The 23,930-nt window shown below is 67.8% G+C and carries 24 protein-coding genes and 5 pseudogenes; 10 read left to right on the top strand and 19 right to left on the bottom strand.

All coding sequences use genetic code 11. The annotated features are described in order from the left end of the window. Positions 1–101: 101 nt before the first annotated feature. A complete protein-coding gene (locus G6N53_RS06110) occupies positions 102–1,100 on the bottom strand; it encodes a L,D-transpeptidase (RefSeq protein WP_163887669.1) in 999 nt (332 codons plus the stop codon). Between the two features lie 159 nt (positions 1,101–1,259). Here G6N53_RS06110 and G6N53_RS06105 point away from each other — a divergent pair, with 159 nt between their 5' ends. After that, positions 1,260–1,556 carry a thiamine-binding protein gene (locus G6N53_RS06105; RefSeq protein WP_163887668.1) on the top strand — a complete coding sequence of 99 codons (297 nt, stop codon included), beginning with the start codon at positions 1,260–1,262 and terminating at the stop codon, positions 1,554–1,556. Position 1,557: 1 nt separating this feature from the next. On the opposite strand, the gene ricR is transcribed toward G6N53_RS06105, so the two are convergent. Both ricR and G6N53_RS06095 read right to left on the bottom strand, forming a co-directional pair. Further along, positions 1,558–1,839, bottom strand: coding sequence for a copper-sensing transcriptional repressor RicR (ricR, locus tag G6N53_RS06100; RefSeq protein WP_163895526.1), 282 nt, complete (start codon positions 1,837–1,839; stop codon positions 1,558–1,560). 56 nt (positions 1,840–1,895) lie between these two features. Then, a complete protein-coding gene (locus G6N53_RS06095; RefSeq protein ID WP_163887667.1) occupies positions 1,896–2,534 on the bottom strand; it encodes a DUF305 domain-containing protein in 639 nt (212 codons plus the stop codon). 79 nt (positions 2,535–2,613) lie between these two features. Between G6N53_RS06095 and ilvD the strand changes: the two genes are divergently transcribed. The 3 genes from ilvD (at position 2,614) to G6N53_RS06080 (ending at position 5,630) form a co-directional block, all read left to right on the top strand. After that, positions 2,614–4,341 carry a dihydroxy-acid dehydratase gene (gene ilvD, locus G6N53_RS06090; RefSeq protein ID WP_163887666.1) on the top strand — a complete coding sequence of 576 codons (1,728 nt, stop codon included), beginning with the start codon at positions 2,614–2,616 and terminating at the stop codon, positions 4,339–4,341. 135 nt (positions 4,342–4,476) lie between these two features. Beyond that, a complete protein-coding gene (locus G6N53_RS06085) occupies positions 4,477–4,914 on the top strand; it encodes a hypothetical protein (RefSeq protein ID WP_237166434.1) in 438 nt (145 codons plus the stop codon). A 62-nt stretch (positions 4,915–4,976) separates the two neighbouring features. Beyond that, positions 4,977–5,630 (top strand): chymotrypsin family serine protease, encoded by a 654-nt coding sequence (locus tag G6N53_RS06080; protein WP_237166433.1) that lies wholly within the window; start codon positions 4,977–4,979, stop codon positions 5,628–5,630. A gap of 4 nt (positions 5,631–5,634) precedes the next feature. Here G6N53_RS06080 and G6N53_RS06075 read toward each other — a convergent pair whose 3' ends face one another. Then, positions 5,635–6,009, bottom strand: coding sequence for an SRPBCC family protein (locus tag G6N53_RS06075; protein ID WP_163895522.1), 375 nt, complete (start codon positions 6,007–6,009; stop codon positions 5,635–5,637). An 80-nt stretch (positions 6,010–6,089) separates the two neighbouring features. Next, a complete protein-coding gene (locus G6N53_RS06070; protein ID WP_163887664.1) occupies positions 6,090–6,752 on the bottom strand; it encodes an O-methyltransferase in 663 nt (220 codons plus the stop codon). Positions 6,753–6,843: 91 nt separating this feature from the next. On the opposite strand from G6N53_RS06070, the gene G6N53_RS06065 reads away from it, so the two are divergent. Continuing rightward, positions 6,844–7,074 carry a hypothetical protein gene (locus G6N53_RS06065; RefSeq protein ID WP_163887663.1) on the top strand — a complete coding sequence of 77 codons (231 nt, stop codon included), beginning with the start codon at positions 6,844–6,846 and terminating at the stop codon, positions 7,072–7,074. A gap of 81 nt (positions 7,075–7,155) precedes the next feature. On the opposite strand, the gene G6N53_RS06060 is transcribed toward G6N53_RS06065, so the two are convergent. From G6N53_RS06060 to G6N53_RS06040, 5 genes are read right to left on the bottom strand one after another with little or no spacing between them, the layout of a single operon-like run. Beyond that, on the bottom strand, positions 7,156–7,647 hold the full coding sequence (locus G6N53_RS06060) for a TIGR04338 family metallohydrolase (RefSeq protein WP_163887662.1): 492 nt from the start codon (positions 7,645–7,647) through the stop codon (positions 7,156–7,158). Further along, on the bottom strand, positions 7,644–8,396 hold the full coding sequence (locus G6N53_RS06055; RefSeq protein ID WP_163887661.1) for a DUF2786 domain-containing protein: 753 nt from the start codon (positions 8,394–8,396) through the stop codon (positions 7,644–7,646). Before G6N53_RS06055 ends, G6N53_RS06060 begins: the two co-directional genes overlap by 4 nt. A 10-nt stretch (positions 8,397–8,406) precedes the next feature. Then, positions 8,407–9,339: an NADP-dependent oxidoreductase gene (locus tag G6N53_RS06050; RefSeq protein WP_163887660.1), complete on the bottom strand. Its 933-nt coding sequence runs from the start codon at positions 9,337–9,339 to the stop codon at positions 8,407–8,409. Between the two features lie 42 nt (positions 9,340–9,381). Beyond that, positions 9,382–10,377: an alpha/beta hydrolase gene (locus G6N53_RS06045; RefSeq protein WP_163887659.1), complete on the bottom strand. Its 996-nt coding sequence runs from the start codon at positions 10,375–10,377 to the stop codon at positions 9,382–9,384. Continuing rightward, positions 10,374–11,213, bottom strand: coding sequence for an alpha/beta hydrolase (locus G6N53_RS06040; RefSeq protein ID WP_163887658.1), 840 nt, complete (start codon positions 11,211–11,213; stop codon positions 10,374–10,376). Before G6N53_RS06040 ends, G6N53_RS06045 begins: the two co-directional genes overlap by 4 nt. Before the next feature lie 63 nt (positions 11,214–11,276). Here G6N53_RS06040 and G6N53_RS06035 point away from each other — a divergent pair. Next, positions 11,277–12,298: pseudogene (locus G6N53_RS06035) on the top strand (sigma-70 family RNA polymerase sigma factor). A gap of 11 nt (positions 12,299–12,309) precedes the next feature. On the opposite strand, the gene G6N53_RS06030 reads toward G6N53_RS06035, so the two are convergent. After that, complete coding sequence (locus G6N53_RS06030; protein ID WP_163887656.1) at positions 12,310–12,747, bottom strand: MarR family winged helix-turn-helix transcriptional regulator; 438 nt, start codon at positions 12,745–12,747, stop codon at positions 12,310–12,312. 94 nt (positions 12,748–12,841) lie between these two features. On the opposite strand from G6N53_RS06030, the gene G6N53_RS06025 reads away from it, so the two are divergent. Both G6N53_RS06025 and G6N53_RS06020 read left to right on the top strand, forming a co-directional pair. Then, positions 12,842–13,609, top strand: coding sequence for a pirin family protein (locus G6N53_RS06025; RefSeq protein WP_163887655.1), 768 nt, complete (start codon positions 12,842–12,844; stop codon positions 13,607–13,609). Further along, positions 13,587–14,906 carry a PQQ-dependent sugar dehydrogenase gene (locus G6N53_RS06020; protein WP_163887654.1) on the top strand — a complete coding sequence of 440 codons (1,320 nt, stop codon included), beginning with the start codon at positions 13,587–13,589 and terminating at the stop codon, positions 14,904–14,906. The genes G6N53_RS06025 and G6N53_RS06020 overlap by 23 nt, the downstream gene beginning before the upstream one ends. 64 nt (positions 14,907–14,970) lie before the next feature. Here G6N53_RS06020 and G6N53_RS06015 read toward each other — a convergent pair whose 3' ends face one another. Beyond that, positions 14,971–15,339, bottom strand: coding sequence for an SRPBCC family protein (locus G6N53_RS06015; RefSeq protein WP_237166432.1), 369 nt, complete (start codon positions 15,337–15,339; stop codon positions 14,971–14,973). 236 nt (positions 15,340–15,575) lie between these two features. Here G6N53_RS06015 and G6N53_RS06010 point away from each other — a divergent pair, with 236 nt between their 5' ends. Further along, on the top strand, positions 15,576–16,646 hold the full coding sequence (locus G6N53_RS06010) for a phosphodiester glycosidase family protein (RefSeq protein ID WP_275999964.1): 1,071 nt from the start codon (positions 15,576–15,578) through the stop codon (positions 16,644–16,646). Positions 16,647–16,859: 213 nt separating this feature from the next. Here G6N53_RS06010 and G6N53_RS06005 read toward each other — a convergent pair whose 3' ends face one another. After that, the gene (locus G6N53_RS06005) at positions 16,860–17,603 is read right to left on the bottom strand and encodes an ATP-binding protein (protein WP_163887653.1); all 744 of its coding nucleotides are present in this window, start codon (positions 17,601–17,603) and stop codon (positions 16,860–16,862) included. A 60-nt stretch (positions 17,604–17,663) separates the two neighbouring features. On the opposite strand from G6N53_RS06005, the gene G6N53_RS06000 reads away from it, so the two are divergent. Then, a complete protein-coding gene (locus G6N53_RS06000; RefSeq protein ID WP_205390308.1) occupies positions 17,664–18,833 on the top strand; it encodes an ISL3 family transposase in 1,170 nt (389 codons plus the stop codon). 19 nt (positions 18,834–18,852) lie between these two features. Here the strand turns inward: G6N53_RS06000 and G6N53_RS05995 are convergent. The 6 genes and pseudogenes from G6N53_RS05995 to G6N53_RS05965 form a co-directional block, all read right to left on the bottom strand. After that, a pseudogene (locus G6N53_RS05995) lies at positions 18,853–18,984 on the bottom strand (ATP-binding protein); the annotation flags it as partial. Between the two features lies 1 nt (position 18,985). Then, positions 18,986–20,560 (bottom strand): annotated as a pseudogene (locus tag G6N53_RS30115) (Mu transposase domain-containing protein). Positions 20,561–20,609: 49 nt separating this feature from the next. Continuing rightward, positions 20,610–21,255, bottom strand: a pseudogene (locus tag G6N53_RS05980) (transposase family protein). A 291-nt stretch (positions 21,256–21,546) separates the two neighbouring features. Continuing rightward, positions 21,547–21,690, bottom strand: a pseudogene (locus G6N53_RS05975) (winged helix-turn-helix transcriptional regulator); the annotation flags it as partial. A 336-nt stretch (positions 21,691–22,026) separates the two neighbouring features. Further along, the gene (locus G6N53_RS05970; protein WP_163887651.1) at positions 22,027–23,085 is read right to left on the bottom strand and encodes an LLM class flavin-dependent oxidoreductase; all 1,059 of its coding nucleotides are present in this window, start codon (positions 23,083–23,085) and stop codon (positions 22,027–22,029) included. Positions 23,086–23,263: 178 nt separating this feature from the next. Then, on the bottom strand, positions 23,264–23,821 hold the full coding sequence (locus G6N53_RS05965) for a PaaI family thioesterase (protein ID WP_237166430.1): 558 nt from the start codon (positions 23,819–23,821) through the stop codon (positions 23,264–23,266). Positions 23,822–23,930 lie beyond the last annotated feature (109 nt).

Genomic DNA, 23,930 nt, shown 5'->3' with positions numbered 1-23,930 from the left:
CCACCCTCAGGTGAATGCCGACGGCCGGGCCGGCCATCGGCCTGCCCTCATCGTGGCACGGTGCGCGCACCGCCCGCCGGGAAAGCGGGCGAGCTATCCGCTCAGAACATCTGCCAATCAGACGCACCGTCGGGCTGGGTGTACATCCCGCCGTCGGTGTTCTTGATGACGACCGCGTCGCCGCTGCCGAAGTTCTGCTTGAACCACGCCGCATCCTCTGCGCTGAGGTTGATGCAGCCGTGGCTGACGTTGCTGGAGCCCTGCGAACCCTCCGACCACGGTGCGCCGTGCACGAAGATGCCGCTGTTGTCGATCCGGACCGCATCCTTGACCTTGAGCTTGTAGCCCTCACCGGACGGGTCGTCGACCGGCACGCCGTACGTCGAGGAGTCCATGACGATGTCGTCGAACTTCTCCAGCACGTAGTAGGTGCCGTTCTTGGTCTCGTAGCCGGACTTACCCAGGGAGACCGGGAAGGTCTTCACCAGCTCGCCGTCTCGCATGACTTCCATCTGCTTGGTGTTGTCGTCGATCGTTGCCACCAACTGCTCGGGGACGGTGAAGCTCGACTTGGTGCCGGCGGCGTCGATGTTGACGACCGTGCCCGCCGGCCAGAAGTCCTGCGGACGCCAACGCACCTGGGTGTCGCTGGTCCAGTAGAACCTGCCGGGCACCGCCGGGGTGGACGAGATGTGAATCGCGTCCTCGGCCATCTGCCGGTTGGCGATGGGGCGCTGGAAATTGATGTAGATCGGCTTGGCCGCGCCCACGATGGACCCGTTGACCGGGTTGAACGACGGCGGCACGAAGGGCGGTTCCCCGACGAACGGCGTCGGATTCTGCCCGGCCGGGGTGCCCTCGGGAATGGTCATCGGCTGCGCCGACTGCGGCGCCAGCGGGTTGGCCGGCGGCGCAAACGGGTTCGGCGCCGGTGGCGGGAAGACGAACGGGTTCGCCGGCGGCGGCACGAGCGGATCGACCGGCGGTGCCGGTGGCGGCGCGGGCTGGGCCAGCGCCGACGGGGCGCTCAGGGTCAGTGCCGCGAGGACCATCGCCGCCGTCATGGTGGCGATCAAACCGCGTCTTTTCTGCTGCCGCATGCGTGTACCTCCAGTTCTGCGACTCAGTCCAGTGTGGCACAACGCGATGATCGGCCACGCCTGCGAGCGCATTTTCCTCGCACCGCCAGGGGTGCTGATCTGCATTGATGTTCGGTTGCGGGCGCCGGAACGTTACTCGGGCGCCGTACCCTCGGTCCCATGATCGTGGCGTTCAGCATCAGTCCTTCCGGCGGCGACGAGACCGGCGGCGTCGGCGACGCGGTCGCCGAGGCGGTCCGGGTGGTGCGCGCCTCGGGCCTGCCGAACGAGACCAACGCGATGTTCACCAACATCGAGGGCGATTGGGACGAGGTGATGGCAGTGGTCAAGCAGGCGGTGGATGCCGTCGCCGCGGCCGCACCCCGGGTCAGCCTGGTGCTCAAGGCCGACATCCGGCCCGGACACACCGGTCAGCTCACTGCGAAGGTGGCGCGCATCGAGGAGGCGCTCGAATAGCTCAGGATCGGACCAGCCGAGCGATGGCTGCGGAGGCCTCCGCCAGCTTCGCGTCCGCCTCGGAGCCACCCGCGGCGACGGCGTGGGTGACGCAGTGGCCGAGATGCTCGTCCAGCAGCCCGAGCGCGACCGACTGCAGTGCGCTGTTGACGGCGCTGATCTGGGTGAGGACGTCGATGCAGTACTTGTCCTCGTCGATCATCTTGGCGATTCCGCGGACCTGCCCCTCGATGCGACGCAGTCGCTTGGCGTAGTTCTCTTTCTGCGCCGAGTAGCCATGCAGGTTCGCGTCGCCGGTGTCGGCCGCTGCGTCGGCTCTCCCCGCGTGTGGGTTCTCACTCACGGCCTGCTGCCCTCCAGCATCTGTTTCATCTGCACGATCTCGGCCTCCTGCGTCGCCACCATCGTCTCGGCCATGGCGATGGCGTCGACGTTCTTGCCGTGAGCGACCTCGGCCTTGGCCATCTCGACCGCGCCCTGGTGGTGGCTGATCATCGATTCCAACCACAGTCTGTCGAACTCGGTGCCGCGCAGCGACTCCAACTCCGTCATGGTCGCGTCGTCGACCATGCCCTGCATGGTTTGGCCGTGCCCGGCATGGGCCTCCCCGCCGCCGGGGTCGGTGGCGGCCTCGGGGTTCTCGTTCCACTGCACCAGGAACACGTTCATGATGTTGATCTCGGGCTGCTGCACCGCCGCGATCTGGCTTGCCAGCGCAGCCAACTCGGGGTTCTCGGTGCGGTCGGGCACCAGCTTCGACAAGTCGATGGCCTGTTTGTGGTGGGCGACCATGTTGGTGGCGAACGAGACGTCGTCGGCGTTGTAACCCGCGGGTTCGCCGGCGATCACCGGTGTCTCGGGGATCTGGGGCCCGGCACCGTCGGCGGCGGGATCGGCCGGGGCGCCACATGCTGCCAGGAAGGCGGCCGTGAGCGCCGCGGCGAATACGGCGACCGTGCGTCTGGGGATCGAACTCATGCGCCCAGCGTACTTGTACCCCGAGGGGGTATGGATATGGGTTTGGCCGGGGGAAACACCCGGAGGCATACTTGGCCCCATGCCCTCAGGTCCCGACAGTGAAGCCGCCCGTCGGGCGGAGCCCGACATAAAACCCCGCAGCCGCGACGTCACCGACGGCCTCGAGAGGACAGCCGCCCGCGGCATGCTCCGAGCGGTCGGCATGACCGACGACGACTGGGTCAAACCGCAGATCGGCGTCGGCTCGTCGTGGAACGAGATCACGCCGTGCAACATGTCGCTGCAGCGGCTGGCCCAGGCGGTCAAGGGCGGTGTGCATTCCGGCGGCGGCTATCCGCTGGAGTTCGGCACCATCTCGGTGTCCGACGGAATCTCGATGGGCCATGAGGGGATGCACTTCTCTCTCGTCTCGCGTGAGGTGATCGCCGACAGCGTCGAAACGGTGGTGCAGGCCGAACGCCTCGACGGCACCGTGCTGCTGGCCGGATGCGACAAGTCGATCCCGGGCATGCTGATGGCCGCCGCCCGCCTCGATCTGGCCTCGGTGTTCTTCTACAACGGTTCGATCATGCCGGGTGTCGCGAAACTCACCGACGGCAGCGAGAAGGAAGTCACCATCATCGACGCCTTCGAGGCTGTGGGTGCGTGTTCGCGCGGGTTGATGTCGCGCGAGGACGTCGACATCATCGAGCGCGCCATCTGCCCCGGCGAGGGCGCCTGCGGCGGCATGTACACCGCCAACACCATGGCATCGGCGGCGGAGGCGCTGGGCATGTCGTTGCCGGGCAGCGCGTCGCCGGTGGCCATCGACAAGCGGCGCGAAGAGTACGCACGCCGCTCCGGTGAGGCCGTGGTCGAGATGCTGCGCCGGGGTATCACCGCCCGCGACATCCTGACCAAGGAGGCGTTCGAGAACGCGATCGCGGTCGTCATGGCGTTCGGCGGTTCCACGAACGCCGTGCTGCATCTACTGGCGATCGCCTGGGAGGCGAACGTCAAGCTGTCGCTGGAGGACTTCACGCGCGTCGGGCAGAAGGTCCCGCACCTGGCCGACGTGAAACCGTTCGGGGCGTACGTGATGAAGCACGTCGACGAGATCGGCGGCGTGCCGGTGGTGATGAAGGCGCTGCTGGATGCCGGTCTGCTGCACGGGGATTGCCTGACGGTGACGGGCCAGACGATGGCCGAGAACCTGGCCCACATCGAGCCGCCGGACCCCGACGGCAAGGTGCTGCGTGCGATGAACAACCCGATCCACCCCACCGGCGGCATCACGATCCTGCACGGCTCGCTGGCGCCCGAGGGCGCGGTGGTGAAGTCCGCAGGTTTCGACTCGGATGTGTTCGAAGGCACCGCAAGGGTTTTCGAGCGCGAGCGGGCCGCGCTGGACGCCCTGGAGGACGGCACCATTACGCACGGCGACGTGGTCGTCATCCGCTACGAGGGCCCCAAGGGCGGGCCGGGGATGCGGGAGATGCTCGCCATCACCGGTGCGATCAAGGGCGCAGGGCTGGGCAAGGACGTGCTGCTGATGACCGACGGCCGGTTCTCCGGCGGCACGACCGGGCTGTGTGTCGGGCACATCGCTCCCGAAGCCGTGGACGGCGGTCCGATCGCCTTCCTGCGCGACGGCGACCGGATCCGCCTCGATGTCGGCAAGGGCACGTTGGACGTGCTCGTCGACGTCGACGAGTTCGACGCGCGCAAAGCGGGTTTCGAGCCGTTGCCCCCGGTGTACAAGACCGGTGTGCTGGCGAAGTACACGAAGCTGGTCGGCTCGGCGGCGACGGGCGCCGTCTGCAGCTAGGTGTGACACGCCCCGTCATCCGGTGACATCTGGTTCCGTCCGCGCTTCAACCAAGCCGGCCGTTCCGCCCGTGCGACTGCCCGGATCGTGAGAACATCGCGTATTGGAGATGGCCTCACCCCCGGTGGAGATCGCATGATTTGTCGTATCGTTGCCGGGGCTTCGGCCGCGCTGGTCGTTCTCGGTGCATTTTCCTCGACCCCCCTGGCGGTCGCCGCCGACGGTGACCGGACCATCCGTGTCCAGGACGGCCTGATCCGGTGTCTGTTCAGCACGATCGACGAGGACCCCGCCCGCCCCATCGCCGTCTGCGGAAGGACGGACGGACTTCCGTTCACCGTGTCGCAGGCGCCGCTCAATCTCGCGGCGGTGAACGGCAGCGGAGAGCTGTACTTCGTGGCGGGGACGATCCCCGGTCCCGAGTCCGCAGATCTCGTGTTGGGCGTCGGCCAGACCTCTCACGTCAACGGCTGGACGATCACCACCCAGGAGCTGCGCACCCTGATCACCTATGACATCGGCGGTCACGGCATGCGGGTCAACCCGGTGGACGTCAAGGCCATCTGGATGTGACGCGGCGCAGGATGCTGAACCGACTCAGGACCGCCGGTGGCATCACCATTTGCGTAGCCGCTGTGCTCGCCGCGCTCACGGTCGCTCAGGTGCCGGCGGCCCACGCGTGGGGCGAGTATCCGGTGGCAAGCCCCGGGGCGTACCTGGTCAGCACCAGCCTCGCCGGCAACGGACAGCCCTACCAATGCACCGCGGGATTCACCGTCCGTACCGCCGGCGGCGCACCGGGAATGCTCACCGCCGGGCACTGCGACCGGGACCCGGTCAACGACACCGTGCTGCAGCGGACGCCGTCGGGCGATCGGGTGATCGGGCACTACGTGCGGTGGGAGGTGATCCCCGGCGTGCGTGACATCGGTCTGGTGGATCTGGCGGGCAGCTCCGTTCCGCTGGTGAGCCAGGTGGATGCGATGCGGGTCTCGCGGGTGATGAGCGCCGAGGACATCCGTCGAGAGCAGCCTCAGCTGTGCAAGTCGGGTGCGCGCACCGGCGTGTCCTGCGGCCCGATCACCTCGGTCACCGACACGCAGATATCCTTCCGCGCCTGGGACGATCTCGGCGACTCCGGCGCACCGGTGTACGCCCGCCAGGCCGACGGCACCGTCGCCGCGGTGGGGATCCTGTTCGCTCACACCGACGATGTGTTCGGGCGCATCATTCACGCCTCCCTGGTCGCACCGGTGATGACCCAATGGGGGCTTGCGAACTGGGATTGAGTGGTCAGGCCGCGCTGCCGGCGATGCGCTCGATGCGCTTCAGGGCGATCGCCAGCACCGGCAGGTAGGCCGGGGCCCACACCGGCGCGCTCATCCACGCCCGGCAGCCCCGGTCGGCGGGTTCGACGCCGTGCTGGGTGGCCGGCACACCGGCAACGCGCCAGCCCCAGCTCCGGCCAGGATCAAGATCGGTGATGATGAAGGGCAGCGCGACCCCGACAGGCGTCCACACCCGGCCCGTGGCACCCAGTTCGAATCCGGAGCCGTCGAGTTGCGCACCGGCGACCGTCGGACCCCATTGCGGCCACGCGTCCAGGTCGACGAGGATGCGCCACACCGCATCCGCGGACGCGTCGATCTGCCTGTCCACTGTCCACATCATCGCCGGGTACCCGAAACGCGTTGCCCCCACGCGACAACCGTCACGTTGCGCCCGGCGTCTCGGTGCGGGTGATCCCACTACCTGACCACCGCCACCGCGAAGCCGTCCCAGGCCTTGGCGCCGACCGTCTGGATGGCGGCGGTGTCCAGCCGCGGATGTGCGCCCATCATGTCGAGCATGTCGCGGATGGCCTGCGCCTGCCGGTCGGCGGGATCCGGATCCAGGACCCGGCCGTTGCGGGCGATGTTGTCGACCACGATGACGGTGCCCGGCCCGCCCAGCGTGATGGCCCACTGGACGTAGGCGACGTTGTTCTCCTTGTCGGCGTCGATGAACACCAGATCGAACTTCTCGCCGCGCTGCGCCAGCGTCGGCAATGTGTCCAGCGCGGACCCGACGATCACCTCCACGCGGTCCGCGACCTCGGCGCGTTCGAGGTTGCGCCGCGCCAGCTCGGCGTGCGCGGTCTCGTACTCGAGCGTGACGACGACGCCGTCGGTGCCGACCGCACGGGCCAGCGCGATGGTGCTGTAGCCGGCCAGGGTGCCGATCTCGAGCACCCTGCGGGCACCGGCGATGCTCACCAGCAGCGACAGCAGCTTGGCATGCTGCGCGGAGACCTCGATGGGCGGCATGCCTGCGGCTTCCGCGGTGTCTCGGGCCGCCCGCAGGGCGTCGTCCTCGGTGTTCAGCACGCGGGTGAACAGCGCGTCGAGCTGGACCCAGTCGGGCGTAGTCACAGCTGCGACGTTACCGCGACCCACATGCGCCGTGTTTCCCGTCCTGAGCACCGGGGTATCTGCCCGCTGCAACCCCGGAAAGGTGACACCCATGAGCCTGACGAGTCGAGGACGTGCGGCCGCGCGCCAGACGATCCGCGTACAACGCCGTGTTGCGCTGATCCAGGCACTGCTGTGGCCCGCACTGATCGGCACGGCGCTGGTCGTCGGGGCGACGGTGGCACTGAAGGTTCGCGCCAATCGGGGAGCTGCCGCGTCGGCGCCCTCAGAGCCGCACGTTCCGTCGCCGGCCTCGAACCCAACGAGCCCCTCCAACCCCTGAGTCCGCGCCGAGCGTACGGATTCTGACACCGCTACTCGACCAACGCATCACATTGCGTACATTCGCGGCACCGGGGACCGACTACCGCACGCCCTCCTTGGCGTAGACGACCCGCAACACATGGCCCACCTCGGGTCCCATCACCGTCGCGGCCAGCTCACCGAACGTCGCCACGAACTCAGGTCCGTGTGGCGGGTCCGATTCCGTGAGGTGGTGTGCGATCTCGTGCAGCACCACCAGTTCCCGCAAGGCCCAGGCCGCCCGCCCCTCCGGCACCGCGACCGTCGCCAGGTCACCCACCCGTTCGTAGTGTGCTGCGGTGGCACCACGGCGTGGCCGTACCCGCAGCGGCGCGGCGGCGGGCCACCGCTCGAGCACCGCGGGATGCGACAGCACCTCGTCGACGTAGCGCTGCACGGCTTCCGAGGACGCGAACCGCGCCTCCGGGGGCAGCGTCAGCCGGGTGCCGAAGAACTCCACCACAGGGTCACCGTGCTCTGCGCTGCGGTCGAACAGCGTGCGAACGAATTCCTCTGCGGCGTAAACCTTTGCGCGCTGGGAATCGCGAATCACTTCTCCAGCGCCGAGCGAGCGCCCGCAAACTCGGTGTCGCCCCCCAGCCTGGCGCGGCGGCCGGCCCGGTCACCTGCCCGCCGGGCCGCCGACGAATAGCCGGCTGTCGCGCTCGTCGCCCGCCATGTTCCGCGCGCCCGAGACGCCTGACGGTAGTAGTCCTTGAGCTCGAGATCCTTGTTGCGCAACGCGACCGCGGTGCCGGGAACGCTGGCAGGCCCGTGGGTCGCTTCCTGCTGCGCCTGCTGACGCGCCTCCGAGAGCCGCTGGCCGACCCTGGCTCCGAAGGCGAGCTGGAAGTTGATCCGCGCGGTGATCGTCGGCGTCGGACGATGTGCTCCCGAGGAGATGTAATCCTTCGACGCCCGCACCATCTGCATGACCAGGCTGGTGTAGAGCGCGTGGCTGGCATCGATGTCCTCGGCGAAGCCGTAGGCGTAGACGAACGTCGAATTCGAGGCGATGTCGCACTTGACATCGTTGGCCATCGCGATCACCACGAACAGCTGCACGTAGGTGCGCAGGCCGCGGGCACCCGGCTCACCGATGGTGATGGTGCGCTGCACCGGCGTCTGCGCCTTGGTGCGGTGGTCCGCGTGTGACCGGGCCACGGCCAGGTCGATCGAGGCCGCGGTGGCCAGCCGTTGCGCCGCGGCCATGAAGGCATCGGCTTCGTGTTGGTTGTCGGTGCCCTCGGCCTGGCGCAACAGCGCCGCGATCCGGCCCAGCATCTTGTCGTCGGTACTCATGATCGCGAGGCTAAGGGACCAGTACGACTTTTCCGCGGGTGTGGCCGGCCAGCAGGTAGCGGTGCGCGTCGGCGGCCTCGCCGAGCGAAAACACCTTGTCCACCGTCACTTTGAGCTTGCCTTCGTCCGCGAGCCTGATCAGTTCCGGCCGGGCGGCGTCCCGGATCTCCTGGCCGCCGTCTGCGCCGGTCAGCGCCGCGATGCCCAGCTCACCGGCCCGGCCGAATCCCGCGATCGTGGCGATCCGGGCGCGGTCGGCGACCACCTCCACCGAGGTGTCGAGCGCCTCGTCGGTGCCCACCAGGTCCAGCGCGGCGTCCACCGTTCCGATGGCGCGCACCCGGTCGGCCAGCCCCGGCCCGTAGGCGACCGGGTGGGCGCCGTATCCGCGCAGCTTGTCGTGCCCCGACGGACTCGCGGTCGCGATCACCCGGGCGCCCCGCGCCGCGGCCAACTGCACCGCCATCAGGCCCACTCCGCCGCCGGCCGCGTGGATCAGCACGGTATCGCCTGTCCCCACATCCGTTTTCATCAACAGGTGCCAGGCGGTGGCACCGGCGAGGATCAGCCCGGCGGCCTCCTCGAAGCTCAACTCGGCGGGCTTGTGCCCGACATCCGCGGCTGCGACGACGAGCTGCTCGGAGTAGCCGCCGCGGACGGTGGTGGCGATCACCTCGTCGCCGACCGACAGCGCCCCGGTATAGCCCTGCGCGCCGGCGCCGACGGCCGCGACGACGCCTGCCACCTCCATGCCCACCGGCATCGGGAGCGCAGCAGGATCGTCCCCCATGGCGCCGCTGTAGAGCTTGTAGTCGATCGGATTGGTACCCGCGGCGCAGACGTCGAGGAGTACCTGGCCCGGCCCCGTGGCGGGAAGCTCGATGTCCTGTATCGCAAGGACTTCGGGCCCGCCGTAGGCGCGTGCCACCACTGTTCTGGTCATCAGGGCGAGTGTAACCCGCCCCACTTTTCCAGGTGGGTCGGACTACTCGTCGACAAAACCGTCCAATGCGGCCACCAGCTGCGGCGACAGCGGGTCCTGTTTGGCGTAGTTGGCGATGCTGTCGGTGGGGTCGTCGCGCAACACGTGGCTGACGCCCTCGAGTTCGACGAGCGTCAGTGCGGTGTGCTGGAGCGCGTCGACGAGCGGCTGGACGGCTTCGCAGCGAGCCTGGCTGTCGGCGTCCGAGCAGGTGAGCAGTACCGGGGTACCGTCGGGCACCGCCGCCGCCAGCGCCAGCGGGTCGATCCTGTCAGCCTCCACGACGGCCTGGACGTTGCCCGCGTTCACAATCGACGTCAGACCGTCGGGCAGCGTGTCGGGAACCGTGCCCTCGGTCCGGATCTGCTCGACCGCAGCCTGCCACGCGGCGATCGTCTCGGGTGAGCCGTCTGCCGTCACCCGGTTGGTGATGATGTCGAGATACCGTCCCGGCAGAGGCTGGAACAGGCCTAGGGAGTGCACCTTCGGCGCATCCGGGGCGGCATCGCCGGCCAGCGCCATGGCGTGGATCGTGCCCTCGCCCAACGCGTACACCGACAGCCGCGCCGGGTCGCTGGCCGGGCGCTCGGCAAGGAACCGCAGCGCTGACCGCGCACCGGAGGTGTAGACGGAACTGCCGACGTCCTGCGGGTTCTGCGCGAACGGGCCCAGCCCGGTCCGGCCGGTGCCCACCTTGTCATACCGCAGGCTGGCGACCCCGCGATCGGACAACAACTCGGCGAGTTGGCGCATGTTCCCGATCGGTCCCGCGACCTGGTTGTCGCCGTTGCGGTCGGTGTTGCCGCTCTCGGAGATCAGCAGCGCCGCCGCGGCCGGCGGACCCTCGGAGCGGTGGCGGTAGGTGCCGTGCAGGGTGAGTCCGTCGGCCTCGAACGTCACCTCCTCGTCCTCCCACGTGGGCTGCGCCTCGGTGTCCGACGACGAACACCCTGCGATCAGCACGGTCAGCGAAAGAACCAGAGCAACAATATATTTCACAACTTCGCCCCGATCCAGGAGGTGACGTCGTCGAGCACCAGCGCCTGTTCGGGCTCGTTGAACACCTCGTGGTAGAGCTCCGGGTACACCTTCAGGTGCACGTCGGTGGAGCCGACACACTCGACCAGGCGCCGGCTGCCCTCCACCGGGATCAACCTGTCCTGCTCTCCGTGCACCACCAGCAGCGGCGCGGTGACGGCACCAGCCCGTTGCGGCATCGTCTCTCCGACGCCGATCAGAGCCCGGGCGATTCCGGCGGGCAGCTTGCCGTGGTACACCAGCGGGTCCGACTCGTAAGCGGCGACCACCTCAGGGTCCCGGGAGACCGCGTCGGCGGGCAACTCCTCGACCGGTACCCCCGGCGCGAGCCTGCCGAGGACCTTGGCCACCCGCGCCATCACCGGCGACACCGACGCCTGCGCGTCGACGGCGGGACCGGACAGCACCATGGCGGTGTAGTCGCCGGGGTGCTCGGCGCCGTAGGTGAAGACGATGCCGCCCCCCATGCTGTGGCCCACCACGATGCGGGGCAGGTCGGGGTGGTCGCCGGCGGCGATGCCGACGAGGGTGTGGAAATCACCGGTGTACTCGGAGATGTCCCGCAGATAGACGCGCTTGCCGCCGGAGCGGCCGTGCCCCCGGTGATCCAGCGCATAGGTGATCAGACCGGCCTCGGCGAACCGCGCCGCAACATGGTCGTAGCGGCGGGCGTGCTCGGCGTAGCCGTGGGCGATGACGACCACGCCTCGGGCGGGCAGGTCGGGTGTCCACACGTCGTAGACGATGCGGACGCCGCCGATGCCGTCGAAACTGTGTTCGCTGTGGGTCACGGGCATCCACGGAGACTATCGGGCGGGGGCGGACGTCCCCGTCGGCGACCGTACCGTTGTCCGCCGTTCTTGTCGGAGCCGCTGCGTAAGCTGACTCTGTGACTGTCTTGGCCCTTGATGATGCCGGTGCCGAGGACGCGTTTCTCGCCGACGCGCAACGGTACCGGCGGGAGTTGCTCGCCCACTGTTACCGGATGACCGGATCCCTGCACGACGCCGAGGATCTGGTCCAGGAAACCTACCTACGGGCATGGAAATCGTACAAAGGGTTCGAGGGCAAATCGTCTGTGCGGACGTGGCTGTACCGCATCGCCACCAACACCTGCTTGACGGCGCTCGACGGACGCAAGCGCCGGCCGCTGCCGACAGGGCTCGGGGCGCCCGCCTCCGATCCCACCGCCGACATCGCCGAGCGTCACGAGATCCCGTGGTTGGAGCCGCTGCCGGACAGCCCGCGGGAAGACCCCTCGGATCCGTCGGTGATCGCCGAATCCCGGGAGTCCGTCCGGTTGGCGTTCGTGGCGGCGCTGCAGCACCTGTCGCCGCGGCAGCGTGCGGTGCTGATCCTGCGTGAGGTTTTGCAGTGGAAGGCCGCCGAGGTCGGGGCGGCCATCGGCGTGTCCACCGCGGCCGTCAACAGCCTGCTGCAGCGGGCCCGGGCCCAACTCGACGAGGTGCAACCGACCCGCGAGGATCAGCCCGCCCCGCCGGATTCGCCGGAGGCCTCGGACCTGCTCGCCAAATTCATCTCCGCGTTCGAGACCTACGACATGGACAGACTGGCGGAGCTGTTCACCGCCGACGCCGTGTGGGAGATGCCGCCGTTCGACGGTTGGTACCAGGGTCCGCGCAACATCATCACGCTGTCGAGAACGCACTGCCCCGCCGAGAAGGCCGGCGACATGCGATTCCGCGCCACCACCGCCAACGGTCAGCCGGCGGCGGCGCTGTACATGCTCAACCCCGGCACCGGCGAGCACGAGGCCTTCCAGCTGCACGTGCTCGACGTCCGGCCTGCGGGTATCGCCCACGTGGTGGCCTTCAAGGAGGACGGGCTGTTCGAGAAGTTCGGGCTGCCGGCAACGCTGTAGCGCCCCGGCGGCTAGCGGATCCGGGCGAGCACCGTTTCGAGGACGGATCCGAGGGCGCGAAGCTGAGCGTCGGACAGACCGTCGAACACGGCGCTGCGCACCAGTTCCACGTGCCCGGGGGCGGCGGCCTCCAGAGCGGACCGGCCCGCGTCGGTCACGGCCACCGTGGCGCCCCGCCGGTCGTCGTCGTCGCCCTCGCGATGCAGCAGGCCACGCCCACGCATCCGTCGCAGCTGGTGTGAGACCCGGCTCTGCTCCCAGCCGATCAGCTCACCGAGTTCACGGATCCGCATCGGACCACGCTCCGCCAAAGCGACCAGGACGTCGTAGTCGGACAGCGAGAGCTCACAATCCTGCTGCAGCTGCCGGTGCATGGCTGTCTGCAACCTGCTTGTCACCGCCAGGTAGTTGCGCCAGATGCGCTGCTGCTCGTCGCTGAGCCACTCCATCGGACCAGCCTACCGGAATACATGATGTGTCATGCATGTTGTCGGCTGGAGGACCGCCACCTAGGCTGACAAAGACTCCCGAGGAGTGACCGTGATGACCAGTGCTGGAAGCATCGTCGACATCCGACGCGCCGACGACCGCGCAAAAACCGAGATCGCCTGGCTCGACTCCAAGCACTCGTTCTCGTTCGGCAGCCATTACGAACCCGAGAACACCCATCACGGACTGCTTTTGGTCAACAACGACGACGTGGTGAAGCCGGGCACCGGCTTTGACACCCACCCCCACCGGGACATGGAGATCGTCACCTGGGTGTTGCGCGGTTCGCTGGTCCACCAGGACTCCACCGGCCACTCGGGTGTCATCTACCCGGGGCTGGCCCAGCGCATGTCGGCTGGCAAGGGGATCCTGCACTCGGAGAAGAACGACTCCTGGACGCTGACCGGCCAGCAATCGCACAGCGACCCTGTGCATTTCGTTCAGATGTGGGTGGTGCCCGACGAATCGGGGATCACCCCGGGATACCAGCAGCTCGAGATCGACGACGAACTGTTGACGGGCGGGCTGGTGCCAATCGCATCGGGCATGCCCGAACACAGTGATGCCGCGGCGATCACGATCCACAACCGCTACGCAGCCCTGCACGGTGCCCGGCTGCAGCCGGGGCAGAGCGTCGAACTGCCCGAGGCTCCGTACCTGCACCTGTTCGTGCCCCGTGGTGAGGTGACCCTCGAGGGTGCGGGCCCGCTGCACGAGGGGGATGCGGTGCGGTTCACCGCCACGGGCGGTCAGCGCATCACCGCCACCGAGCCGTCGGAGATCCTCGTCTGGGAGATGCATGCGGGCCTGGCTGCGGCATAACCGAACTGGAGCGGCCCTGCTGGGGGTGGCCCTGCTCGCGGGGTGCACCGACGCACCGGCACCGCAGCCGACGTCGTCGTCCGCGGCACCCACCACGACCACGCCTGCCGCGCCACCGGCAACCGGATTGGCCGCGGCGCCGGTCCAGGTCGCCGCCGACCGTGCCGAAGCGCCGTTCGATGAACCGCGCGAGGCCGTCGTCCCGCAGGGGTGGACGCTGTCGGTGTGGGCGCGCACCGCGAAACCGCGGCTGGCGGCGTGGACCCCCGACGGCGAACTGCTGGTATCGGTGCCCAGTGAGGGCAGGGTGCTGCGATTCACCCCGTCGGCGGATGGGGCGCCCGAGGAATCGGTACTGCTCGACGGCCTCGACCAGCCCCACGGCCTGGCCTTCGCCGGGTCGACTCTCTATGTGGCGCAAAGTGATCAGATCGACGCCTACGACTACGCCGACGGGGCGGCGGTCAATCCGCGGACCGTCGCGGGCGGTCTTCCCGACGGCCGCAGCCCCGAGCTGCGGGGCGCCTACGCCCACGCGCTGAAGAGCGTGGCGGTCGGTGACGACGGCGCCGTTTTTTTCTCGATCGGCTCTACCGGCAACATCTCGGCCGAGGACCGTACCGCCGACCCGCCCCGCGCAACGATCATGCGGGTCCCGCCGGGCGGCGGCCCGGCCGCGCCGTTCGCCACCGGCGTCCGCAACGGCACCGGGCTCGCGATCGCGCCGGACGGTGCGGTCTGGACCGCGGTCAACGGACGCGACAACGTCGCGTTCCCCGAACCCGGTCCGGACTACGGCCAGGTCATCCCCGAGTACGTCGACGACCATCCGCCCGAGCAGCTGGCGAAGTTGGCCCCCGGCCGCGAGCTGGGCTGGCCCTACTGCAATTCCGATGGCGGACCGGCCGATCTGCCCTTCATCCGGGACGTGCAGACCAATCCCGACGGGAACCAGCTGGATTGCGCGTCCCTGCCGCCGGTGGAACAGAGCTTCGGGGCACACTCGGCGCCGCTGGGCCTGAGCTTCGTCGACGGCGGGCTGCCCGAGCCGTACGCATCCGGCGCGCTCGTCGGCATCCACGGATCGTGGAACCGGCAGCCGCCGCGTCCGCCGGAGGTGTCGTTCTACCCCTGGCGCGACGGCGGGCTGGGCAACCAGCAGACCCTGGTCGGCGGTTTCCAGAACCAGGACGGATCCCGCTGGGGGCGGCCGGTCGCCGCGGTGGCCGGACCCGACGGAGCGGTCTACATCACCGACGACGACGCCGACGCCATCTACCGGCTCGCACCGCCCTGACCGCTGTTGGTCATCAGCTGGTTGAGCACGGTCGTCATCTTCTTCTCGGTGTCCCCGGCACGTTTCACGACGCCCGCTTCATCACCGGGTTCAGCAACTTGGCCGTGCCGTACATCTGCAGCTCGGCGTCGTAGGTGATCACCGAGCCGGCCCCGGCGGCCTCGACGGCAATGGCATCCACCGAGCTCGACGACTTGTTCTCGCCGACGAAGACCACCTTGCGGTCGGTGAGCTCCTCGAGTTTGTACGTCAGCTCCGCGGTGACACCGAGCATCTTCGACACGTTGTGCCAGTAGGAACCCTCGGCAACCGGTCCGGTGCCTACGCGTTCACAACTCTGGGTCCCGGGATCCCACTGCTCAGAGTTGCCGAAGTCCTTCAAATAGTCGATGACGACTCCCGGCGGCGGGCTGACGTTGAACTTTCGCGTCACAGAAGGCATGCCTACCGGTTACCCATTCGGCAGGTGCCGACCCGCGGTCAATTATGACGTTCGCGTGGTACCAGCAAACGACACAGCGACCCACCTGCGACCCGACCGTGATACCCCTGTGACGAAAGTTGACAGTGTGTCTACTGGGATTATTGTTGTTCTACCCGTTGTCGCTGCAACCCCTCTACCGATAGGAGCCGCTGGTGCCGACTCCTATCGGTAGAGGCTCCGCAAACTTGCGGCGCTTCCCTGCGGCCGCCAAGCGGGTCACCACGGTGCTGGTGTGCGCGGCGGTCGCAGCCGGTGCGAGTGCGCCTGTCGCGGCGGCCGCAGGCGCGCGGGAGTTGCTTGCCGGCGCGATCGCCAACACCCGCGGCTCCTACCTCGTCTACAACTTCGGCAGCGGCTTCCCCGCACCGATGCTCAACGCCGCGGGCAACTGGTACGAGATGAACAACGGCGGCCGGCTGATGATCATCAAGGCCGCCTCACAGCGGCTGGCCCCGCGGCTGCTCACCGATTCGCACACCGGCTACCAGGCACGCTGTGAGCGCGACCCCCGGGCGCGCACCGGCGAGGGTCTCTGGCAGGCCTCGGAGATCTACCCGCCGCTGCAGGCGTGGCAGGCGCTGGGGCAGCCGACGATCGCGATCAACGCCAACTTCTTCGACGTGCGCGGCCAGCAGGGTGGGTCGTGGAAGTCGACGGGGTGCAGTTCCCCGTTGGGCGCCTACGTCGACAACACCCGCGGGCTGGGGCGCACCAACACCGCGGTGACGGGCACGCTGGCGTATGCCGGCAAGCAGGGCCTGTCGAACGGGAACGAGACCTGGACCGCGCTGTCGACGATGATCATGCCGGTCGCCGGGGTGCCGTTCGTGGTGCCGCCGCGCAGCACCGATGACTACGACGCCGCCACCCCCGCCATCGCCGACCTGCTCGACAAGGGCACCCGGTTCGTCGCGGTCGCCGGTCTCGGCCTGCTGGCGCCCGGAGACACCGGTCAGCTCAATGACCCCGGCCCGAGCGCGGCACGCACCGCGATCGCCTACGCCCGGGACCGCGACGAAATGTATGTCTTCCAGGGTGGCAACTACACCCCCGACCAGATCCAGGACTTGTTCCGCGGGGTGGGCAGCGACACCGCCGTGCTGCTCGACGGCGGCGGCTCGTCGGCGATCGTGTTGCGCCGGGACACCGGCGGCATGTGGGCCGGCGCCGGCGCGCCCCGCGGATCGTGCGACACGATGGCGGTGCTGTGCGATTCGCGCGAACGCGCCCAGCCCGCCTGGCTCGGCTTCAACTGACCCCACCCTTTCCGCCGGAACTCTCTCCGCCGAAATGGCGTTCCAGCCAATGTGACCTCGTGCAGATACGGACAACCAGACAGTGCGAGCATCGCCAGGTCTCTCTCCGGCATGTCCGCCCGGGGCAGCCGGGTCGATAATCACCACGCCGTGTGTCGCTTGCCAGGGTGATGGGACCACCTGTTGCCAGTGGGATGGGACCACCGTGGCGCGTTATTGAGGATGCTCGTCGGGGTGGTCTGGGTCAAGCTGACCGGGTCGGGTGCGTTGGCGGTAGGACGGTCCTTCGATGACGAGGGTGTGGGCGGTGGCGGTCAGTCGGTCGATCGCCGATTGGGCCAGCAGGGTGTCGGCGGTCATGGTCAGCCATTCGGCGGGTTCGCGGTTGCAGGTCACGATGGTGCTCTTGGCGCGGTGGCGTTCGACGACGATTTCGTAGAAGTCGCTGGTCTCGGTGGCGTCGAGGGGGCCGCAGCGCGAAGTCGTCGATGATGAGGACGTCGGTGACGGCCAGTCGGCGGATTTCGGCGTCGACGTGTTGTCGAGGCGGGCGGCGCGCAGCCTGGTGAACAGCTTGTCGGCAAGGCCGAACAGGACGGCGTGTTTGCGGCGGATTGCTTTGTGTCCCAGGGCTGTTGCTAGGTGCGTCTTGCCGAGGACGACGGGTCCGAGGATGATTGCTGACTGGCCGGCGTCGAGGAATCTCAGTGAGGTGAGGTCGCCGAGTAGGGTGCGGTCATAGCGCAGGTCGTGTTGTGCGGTCCAGGTGTCCAAACGCATGCTCGGGTCGAGTCCGGCTTTGGTGGCTCGTAGTGCTGCTGAACGGGATTCGCGTCGGGACACTTCGTCGGCGAGCAGTGTTTCGAGGAATCCGATGTGGCTGAGTTTGTGGGCGCTTCCGGCTTTTCGGTGGGTTCGAACCGCGTGATGGGGTGATCCAGGGCATGATCCGGGCATGCGTGATACGAGTTGTACCAGCACCTATTGGGTGTGGTTGCGCCGTGGACGGTAAGGACGGTGGAGTTGTCCGTGCAGGACGGACGGGTCGATGTGTGGGTCGAGCATCCCGGACGTACCCGGTTCGGCTGCCCGGAGTGCGAGCGGGAGCTGTCGGTCTATGACCACTCCGAAGAGCGGGCCTGGCGGCACCTGGACAGCTGCGCGTTCCTGACCTATCTGCATTGCCACCCGCCGCGGGTGGACTGTCCCGAACACGGGGTGCGTCAGGTTGGGTTGCCGTGGGCCGAGCCGCACTCGCGGTTCACGACGTTGTTCGAGCGGCTGGCCATCGACGTGCTCGCCGCGTGCGACGTAGCGGCCGCCGCCAGGTTGCTGCGCATCAGCTGGGACCAGGCGTGGCACCTGATGGACCGTGCCGTGGCCCGCGGCCTGGCCGCCAAACCGCTGAACGTACCGGCCCACGTCGGGGTCGATGAGAAGGCGGCCGGGAAAGGACAGGACTACATCACCGTGGTCTCCGATCTGGACGCGGGCACGGTGGAATATATCGCCGACGAGCGCCGACAGGCCAGCCTGGACGGCTACTTCGAGAAGTTCACCGCCGAGCAGCGGGCCGGTATCGAGGCGGTGGCGATGGACATGTGGGAGCCCTTCGCCGCCTCGGTACGCGCGCACCTGAGCGACGCCGACGACAAGATCGTCTTCGACCGCTACCACCTGATGGGCTATCTGACCAAGGCCGTGGACACCGTGCGCAAACAGGAGAACCGGGCGTTGGCCGTCACCGGCGACAACAGCCTGGCCGGCAGCAAGTACCTGTGGCTGTACTCAGCCGAGAACCTACCCGCACGCCACCAGGACCGCTTCGCCGCCCTGCGCGGCGCCGACCTGAAAACCAGCCGTGCCTGGACGATCAAGGAAGACCTGCGCCACTTCTGGTCCTACAAACGCCGCGGCTGGGCGGCCAAGCACTTCACGCGCTGGTACTTCTGGGCCACCCACTCCCGGCTGCAACCGATCATCGACGCAGCAAAGACGTTGAAGCGCCACGAGGCGGGGCTGCTGTCCTACTTCGCCCACCCGATCACCAACGCCGGCGCCGAAGGCCTCAACTCCCGCATCCAGGCCATCCGCGTCTCCGCCCGCGGCTACCGCAACCGAGAGCACTTCAAGACCGCAATCTACTTCCACCTCGGCGGATTACAGCTCTACCCGGTCACACCATGACCCACGGACTTCCCGGAAGAGCCAGATTGTGTTGGCGGGCCAGGGCGGCGCGTTCGGGCAGGGTGTCGGCCAGCGCGCCGATTTTGAGGGTTTTGAGCAGTCGGGTCAGGTCAGCGCCGACCGGCTCGGCGGGGGCACGGTGGGTGGTCATGTCAGCAGGTCTCCTCGGAATCGGTAACGGGCACTACCACAATGATGGTGTGATGATGTTGAATTCGGATGGGTTGCGGGCGAACCGGGTGGCTGTTTGGCCGACTGCTTGCGGTGGTGCCGGGGCGGTGTTCTCGGTGGCGCGTTGCAGCATGGAGGCGATCTTGTTGACCGAGACGACGTCGAGGTCCAGCGATAGTGAACATGCTTGTTCGACGCGCTGCGCGCCGAAGCGGCGCACCAGGCCTTGGAGCCGGTAGACGGTGCGCATCCGGGTCCAGGGCAGCGGGTCATCGAGGATGCGTTCGGCGTAGATCCCGATATTGGACCCGCGCGCCGCACACGCGGCGATCAACGCCGCCAGGTCCCGCAACGCGTAACCGGCTTTTGTGTTCGGGCAGGTCAGCGCGGTCGGTGCTGCGACCACCGGCCGGCTGGCGGGGATGGACTTTCACCAGCGTGGCGCGGTGATAGAACTTCACCAGCTCACTGTCGGCGCGTACGTCCAACGTGTGCCCGATCCAGCACTCGGGCAGCGAATACAGGGCTTTGGCGACCTCGGCGTGGAAATCGCGGTGTACCTTGACCGCTTTGAACACCGGCACGTCATAGGTCCAGGCACCGGCAGCAGCCGGGGTTGCTCGTCGGTGGTGAACACCTCCAGGGGACGTGCGCAGGTGGTGCCGTGGATGCGGGTACCGGCAGTGCGCAGACACCAAGTCATCACAGCCTGCTGCGCCTGTTCGAGGCTGGTGAATGTTTCCCCGTCCCAGAAGTTTCGGCGCACATACTGGACCATGCGCTCGACCCGCGGCTTGTCTTGGGGGCGGTGCGGGGTGGAATGCACCAACCGGATCCCCAGTTTCGCGCAGGCCCGCAACAACCAGGCATCGACGAACGCCGACCCAGGTGTAGACGCTGGCCGGAACTCCACGAGCGGCCAACGCCGGTTCCAGAGCGACGCCCAACCGGACGGTGTCCTCGCTGAAGCCGAACCGATAGCCGCAGACCAGCCGGGAATGATCGTCCAAGAAAGCGAACAGATAGGTTTTGCGGCCACCAATCTTCGGGCCACGCAACGCATCCCCGGTCCACCGATCATTGGGGTTCTCGGCCTCGAACCGGCCGAACACCGCCGGGACGTCCCCGGCGGCCGGGCCGATCAACTCGAGGCGGTGAAACAGGCGCAGCAGCGTCGACTCAGACGGTGACCACCCCGTGGCCGCCCGCAGGATGCGCTGCACCTGCGCGGCGGTCCGCGCCGGATTCTCCCGCTTGAGCGAGGCCGCCAACTCCAACGTGGCGCCGTCGGTGCGCGGCGCCGACGATCGCGGTGAGGGGATCAACTCGACGAACCCGCCAGCGCGGTAGCGGCGGATCCAGCGGTCCAAGGTGTCGCGCGAGTAGCGCACCGACGTCCCGAACGGGTCGGTGTGCTCACGGGCGGCGATCTCACGGACCAGCCGGCCACGAGCCTTCGTCGACAAATCCTTGTCCAATGCCGGGCAGATCAACTGGTAGCGGAACAACCCCACGGCGTGACTTCTCTGGCGGCGCTTCTCGTCCTCGGTACTGATGACACCCACTCCTGTCTCGGTGATGCCACCCAAACCGTTTGCCGCGCAGTCATCCCCGCGACGATGACCCATCCACACCGCTGATGTCAGGGTCAACTGGTGTTGCACCGGCCGGTTTCGGCGCCGGCGGCCAACCCGGTGACAGCAGCCGGGCACCGCTGCACGCGGCAGCCACCCGCGCCGACGTCACCGCACCGGTCACCGAAACGCGCCCCGATCGCGGCCCGCGCAGCGCCGACCGCGGCGACAACGTCCCCGCATCCCGACCCGGTCGACGTCGGTATCGACACGTCTACCCCCGCAGCGACCGCGACCGAGAGGAACCAGTGCCGCACCACCTGCGCGCGCCCGGTGATCACTCGCAGCCAGCCGCGGACCGTCGATCCGGGAATCCCCAACCGCGCCGCGATCCGGCGGTGCCCCCCATCGGCCGCCTTCGCCACCACCGCCGCCCAGATCAGCTCCGCGACATAGGCCCTGCGCAGCAGCAACGTCACCGGCAGCAACACATGGGTCACCAAACACGTGCGGCACCGAGACCGCCGCGGCCGCACCGGCGCGGCCGACCCAACCACCTGGCGAGAACGGGCGAAACCCCACCGCACCAACACCCCGTCCGGGCATGACGGGCACGACACCTCCCCAGCAGCCAACCGGGACTCGACGCGCTCGGAATCGACCTCTACCGTGACCATCAGTGCCTTTCGCACTACGCACGGCGTCGCGGAACGTCTCGGCCAAGAAATCAGCGGGGGCGCCGTGCACCCATCAGTTCATCGACACACTGACGGTGCAGACCACCAAGATCAAACCCACCCCAACGCCGACCACCACATCGGCAGGATCAACGACGGCACAACACCCCGTGGTCGTCATCCCGAGAGACGGTCAACACTCGCCACCGCCGCCGGCATCTGCGGATAGGCCGTCAACAGCGCGCGGATGCGCGGCTCCACCTCGTTGATTGCCGACGGCGCCGAGGCTCACTCGTACTTCGGCGGACCTTCGGCGGCCAGCGCACTGGCCACCGTGTCCCGCGCGATACCAAGCTGCCGTGCGATGGCCCGCTGCGACAAACCCTCGCTGCGGTGAAGATGCCGGATCAAGGCCCAGTCTTCCAAGGAGATCACCCATCCATCTGATTGGGTGGCCTACTTTTCAACCGTCGCGACTGGCCGGATTCTCAACCGTCGTCAACACCCTGCCGGCGCGGTGTGCACGGAGGCCTGGTCCGGAGACGATGGAGGGTTGCACCTCAGCTTCTCGACGACGACGCCAACATCGTCAACCACACCACGCAGCCATAGGTGGGCACGCACGGATCGACAGCGTGAGGGTCGCCAGACACAGCGTCCTGCTTGTGCAGCCGCCCTCCTCGATGTGGCACCGGCGGACGCGGCCGCATGCGTGAATTCACCGAAGGGGCGACATCAGCGCAGCGAGTGAAATCAGCGCAGCGAGTGAAATCAGGTGTCGCTGTGGGCAGAACGGCTGGACGGCCCTGGCGACATCGAAGCCGGCGAGCATTCTCGGATGATGCTGTCGAGATTTTGCTGCACGCGTTCCGGGGCAATGCCGACCGACGGTGCGTACAGCATGATGTGGTCGAGGACGCCTTCGTAGCGTCTTAGTTGTTCACGGACTTGGTGTGCCGTCCCTGCGACGCCCATGGTGTCGATCATCTTATCGGACACCGCGGCGAACATCGCCGGGAAATCGCGTCGGGTGAATGCATCCCGAATGGCTCGTCCCTCGGTGGTGAAGCCGTTCACGTCGAGCACCAACTCGTAGGACTTGACCGCGGAGTAGAACGCGATCTGTTGCGCCAGTTCGCGCCTGGCGACTTCGGCATTCTCGTGGATGGAGCACATGACCATGGATACGATTTCGACCTCGCTGGGGTCACGGTCGGCGTGCGCCGCGCCCTTGGCGACGGCGGGACGGACGATCTCCTGGACGTAGGTGGTGGTGAACAGCGGGTGCCCCGCGAGGCCGTCAGCCACCCTGCCTGCGGTCTCGCACATCCGGGGTCGGACACCGGCGGTGATGATCGGGATCGGCCGACTCGGGGGCTGCATGTCGCCGGTTGGAATGAGGTTCATCGTGTAGAAGCGACCCTCGTGATGGACCGGACCTTCGTGCAGGTTCCAGATGCGGCGCAGCAATATGACGAGTTCCTCCATCCGCAGCGCAGGTGCGGAGGCGTCGGGCACGCCGTGCCAGTCGCTCATCATCCGTTTGGTCCCGTTGCCGATGCCGAGCACCAGTCGTCCGTCGGAGAGTTCGTCGAGGTCGCGCGCCTCGGTGGCCAGCACCAGGGGGCTTCGGCCGACGCCGTAGAGAATGGAGGACCCGATCCGGCAGTTCTCCGTGCAGTTCGCCATCGCGGCCATCGAGATCGACCCGGAGCGGTTGTAGAACTCCGAGGCCCACACCGCGTCGAATCCGGCCGCGTCGGCGGCTTGGGCGATTTGGGCGATGGACTGCAGGTCCGCGCCGAGAACCGACAGGCCGTAGGTGCTCATATCTCGTCTCCTGAACGCGGGCGAAGGCCGTCGAACATGACGGCGCTGATTGGACACCGTCTCGTCGAGGTAATTCTCGGTGAACAGGTACATGAGTGCGTTGATGGTGACCGCGCCGAGCGGGGCAATGGACGTGGGTCGCGCATCGCCAGGCGTGCGGCACCTTCAAAGCTGGTGCTCAGCATCTTCCCTCCCGGGGCGATCCCACAATGCAGCGTGTCGAAGACGCCTTCTGCATGGAGCTGGTGAAGTGCGCCAGCGTGACGACGACGAATAACCCAGACGCGGACGCGACTAGCTGACCGGTGGTTTCCTCGCGTAATTCTGTCCGGACTTCTAGTTTCCGGCCGGTCCTGGACACGAGCTCCGCGCTGACCTCGTAGGGAACCCCCAGTAACACCGGCGCGTAGAACTCGGTGTCGAGCTTACGGGTAACGGCCATCTCACCGACGACGTAGAGCAACATGCCCACCATGTCGTCGAGAACGGTCATGACTGCGCCGCCATGTGCGATACCGGGTGCGCCGCGATGTCGGCCGTCGAAGATATGCCTGGCACTCACCCCGTCGCCACGCCGACGCGCTCGCAGGCGATGACCGTGCGGATTGTCTGTGCCGCAACCAAGGCACCACGGATGGTGCGCATCGAGGTAGTCGCCGTCGGCGGCGACAGCACGATTCTGAAAGGTCTGCCACCACGCGATGGCCGAATCTTCTTCCGCTTGCTCGTCGATCACGAAACCCTCCTAATAGGACCACGCAGTGCATAGTTCACCCCGCGACTGACGAATTGCGCCGGCGTCAGCGCTGATCGCCGGAAGACATACGTAAAGACTCGCTAGCCCG

The sequence above is a fragment of the Mycolicibacterium hippocampi genome (genome assembly GCF_010723735.1).
Lineage (GTDB): Bacteria > Actinomycetota > Actinomycetes > Mycobacteriales > Mycobacteriaceae > Mycobacterium > Mycobacterium hippocampi.
The sequence above is the reverse complement of the archived record's forward strand: the minus strand, read 5'-3'. Positions and strand labels throughout refer to the sequence as shown.